The organism is Frankia sp. CeRuru1 (assembly GCF_977966315.1).
Genome location: NZ_CDWWEW010000478.1, coordinates 1 through 3,384 on the forward strand (window position 1 = coordinate 1; position 3,384 = coordinate 3,384).

The 3,384-nt window shown below is 72.5% G+C and carries 3 protein-coding genes; 2 read left to right on the top strand and 1 reads right to left on the bottom strand.

The window, feature by feature from the left end:
- Together AC08OP_RS23015 and AC08OP_RS23020 are read left to right on the top strand one after the other, a co-directional pair.
- On the top strand, positions 1-842 hold an 842-nt coding region (locus AC08OP_RS23015; protein ID WP_476616082.1), incomplete at its 5' end, for a glutamate ABC transporter substrate-binding protein.
- A gap of 185 nt (positions 843-1,027) precedes the next feature.
- Entirely contained in the window at positions 1,028-1,243 is a 216-nt protein-coding gene (locus AC08OP_RS23020; RefSeq protein ID WP_476616083.1) for a hypothetical protein, read from the top strand.
- A 51-nt stretch (positions 1,244-1,294) separates the two neighbouring features.
- Here the strand turns inward: AC08OP_RS23020 and AC08OP_RS23025 are convergent.
- Positions 1,295-3,384 (bottom strand): serine/threonine-protein kinase (locus AC08OP_RS23025; RefSeq protein WP_476616084.1); only part of this gene is annotated, 2,090 nt, incomplete at its 5' end.

Here is a 3,384-nt window from a genome sequence, read left to right on the forward strand (position 1 = left end):
CCCCGATGCCTCCCCCCGGCCGGATGCCGGTGGGCAGCCGCCTGCGCGCGATCGCGCAGGACCGCGGCTACCTGCGCGTGGGCATCGCCACCGACGCGCCCCCGGCCGGGTTGATGAACTGGCGCACCTTGCGACTGGAGGGGTTCGACGTCGGCATAGCCCGCGCGGTCGCCGCGGCCATCTTCGGCGCCGAGCGGGTCGACAATCATGTCCAGTTCCGTGCCGTCACCACCTCCGAGCGGGAGGACCTGCTCCGTTCCGGCATGGTCGACATGCTCGTGGCCACCATGACCATCACCTGCGAGCGCAAGCGGCAGGTCCGGTTCTCCGACGTGTACTACGAGTCGACTCTGCGGTTGCTGGTCCGGGAGAACGCCGGGTTCCGCGGTATCGCCGATCTCGTCCGACGACCGGTCTGCTCGTCGGCGGGGAGCACGTCCAGCGAGAAGCTGGCGCAGCTGCCGGCGCCGGGACCCCGACCGGTGACCCGGGCCCGCATCGCCGACTGCCTGGTCGCGCTCCAGCACGGTGACGTCGACGCGATCGCCGGCGACGATGTCCTCCTCGCCGGGCTAGCCGCCCAGGACCCCGACACGACGGTGCTCGGGCCGAGCGCCTTCGGCGCGGGCTCCGAAGCCGGCGGCTGGCTCGACGAGCCCTACGGTATCGCCATGCCGATCACCGGGGACACGGCGGGAGACGACGAGTTCGTCGCGTTCGTCAACGGCGTGCTTCGCGAGATCATGCTCGACGGAACCTGGTCCCGCCTGTACGACGAGTGGCTGCGACCGGGCCTACGCGTACCCGGCCGCCCCCCGCTGCTCGACGGCGGCCGTCCCTGACCGGGCCGTGAACCGGCGGGCCGTGAACCGGCGGGCCAGGCGGGCCAGGCGGGCCAGGCGAAGCCCGGGTACATCACCTGGGCCCTGGAGTACCCGGCACGCTTCAGGCTGGTATTTGGCGCCTGGTCGATCGACTCGCGGGAGCTGAGCACTGCGGCCTGACAGCGGCCCACGCCGCGCAGACCATGCTCGTCGATACCGTCACCGCGGCCCAACAGCTTGGTGCGTTGCCCGCAGGTGACCCGGTGCGCGTGGCATCTCTCGTGCGGGCACTCGCGCACGGGGCTGCCGACCTTGCCCTGGCGGGGCATCTCGCCGCTGACGGGAAGGGTCACGCGAGTCCCCAGCAACTCGTCGACGACCTGCTTGACCACCTGCGCACCGCAGCTCAGTGCCTATGAGCAAGGAAGCTACGGCTGAGCAAAGAAGCTGGCTGAGCAAGGATGTCAACGTCAGAGCAGCGTGCGGGGACGGATGCGGTTCGCCTGGTCGACGAGGCGGACCCGGCTGGCCCGGTCACCGGCCAACCGGGCCATCTCCCGGTAGGTCTCGGCCAGTCCGAAGCGGAGGTCCCGTTCCACCATGACCCGACCGAGCAGGGTCGGTGGCCGGGGCGCATCCGCGGCCGGGTAGGCGGCCGGGTAGGTCGTGACGAGGGCCAGGGCGGCGGTGAACAGGTCACGGTGCAGTTCGGCCCGGCGTCGTTCGCCCAGGTCGAGCCTTGGATCGGCCAGTATCGTCGCCGCCCGGTGCAGGGCCGCCGATCCCGAGGCCGCGCGGTCTGGTCGGGTGGCCCGGCCGACGAGCACCCCGATCATGCGGATCCGCGACGCGGTGTAGGCGGCGGACGACGGAGGGATCCGTAGATAAGCGTCGATCTTGTCGGCCGGATCGGTCCGGCATCGGGCCAGCCCGAACGCCGCGCTGGTCGTGCTCGGATCGATGGTGGAGACGACGTCGAACAGGGCTGCGGCCCGGTGCCGGGCCGCGTCACGTTCAGGCGCGGTGCCCGTGGTGCCCGTGGTGCCCGCGGTGCCCGCGGTGGTCGCGGTGCCCGTGGTGGTCGCCACGTCCGCGAGTGCGGTCGCGAGGGCGAGGCGCGGAGCGAGCTCCCCGGGGACCCGGGAGTAGACCCGGTCGAACGCCGCGGCGGCCACGGCCGGTTGTCGTCCGACGAGGGCGTGCAGACCCCGGTACCAGTCGACCCGCCATTCCCGCGGCTGCTCCGCGGCCGCGTCGTCCAGAGTGCCCGCCGCCTCATGGAGCTGCCCGGCCCGGATCTGGGCGCGGGCCAGGGATAGCCGCACCTCGGTGGTCCTCGGGACGATCGCCGCCAGCCGGGTGGCCAGGGAGGCCGGTTCCTCGTCCGAACCGGCGGTCAGTCCGGGCGCCCATGGATCGTCCTGGTCGATGCGCAGATCGGGGAGGACCTCCCACCATGCGGGGCTCCCGGCGGGCCCCGCCTCCCCGGTGGGATGCCCGACGGCGTCGAACCACCGGCTGGCCAACGGGGGGACCGGCCCCTCCGTTCTGGCCACGATCTCGTAGAGCACCCCCACCAGTTCGTCGGCGAGCTCCGTGGTGCTCTGGAAGCGCTGGTCGGGATCGGTCGCGGTGGCCCGGCGCAGGAGCCGATCCAGGGATTCGAAGTCCCGCAACGGGGCATGGGCCCGGCGCGGCGGCAGGGTGTGCCGGTAGGCGCCGAGGAAGCCCGGGAACCGGCCGAGGACGAGACGGGCCAGGGTCCGGGCGACGGCGAAGATGTCGGTGGTGACCGTGGGCGCGGTGCGCGCGATGCCCGCCGGGCGTTCCCCGTCGTCGTCGAGTTCGGGGGCCCGGTAGCCGGGCGTGGACAGGTATCCCGACACGCGGTCGTCGAGCCGGCGCGCCCCGCCGAGGTCGATCAGTTTGACGTCCTCGGCGGTGACCATCACGTTTTCCGGTTTCAGGTCGCAGTAGACCAGCCCGAGGCGATGCAGATGCCCGAGGGCCGGAAGCACCCGCAGCAGGTAGCGGATCACATCGGCGGCCGACGGCGGAGCCGACCGCCCGTCCGGTCCCGCCACCCCGACCTCGGCCAGGCCGGCCAGGGACACCCCCGGCACGTACTCCATGACGATGTAGTCCTCGCCATGGTGGGTGACATAGTCGAGGATCTTGACGATGCCCGGATGGGACACCGTGGTCAGGATGCGCCGCTCTCCCTCGGCGATCCGACGCGCCTCCGGGTTCGCCGCGTCGAGCAGGCCCTTGAGCACCACCCAGGCCTGCACGTCGTCGCTGCCGAGGTTGTCGTCGGTCGCGGCATATACCCAGCCGAGCCCGCCGTGCGCGATGACGCCGTGCACGGTGTAGCGGCCGACCCGTTCGCCCGGTCGCAGCTTGACGGTGAACGAGTAGCGGTGGCCGCATCCCGCGCAGCTGCCCTCCAGGGCGACGCTCTCGTCCTGCTCGTCCTGCTCGTCCTGGCCCGGCCGGGCCACGGGCGCGCCGCACCCGGCGCACTCCCGCAGGCCCGTGGGAACGCTGGGCGCGCCCAGGA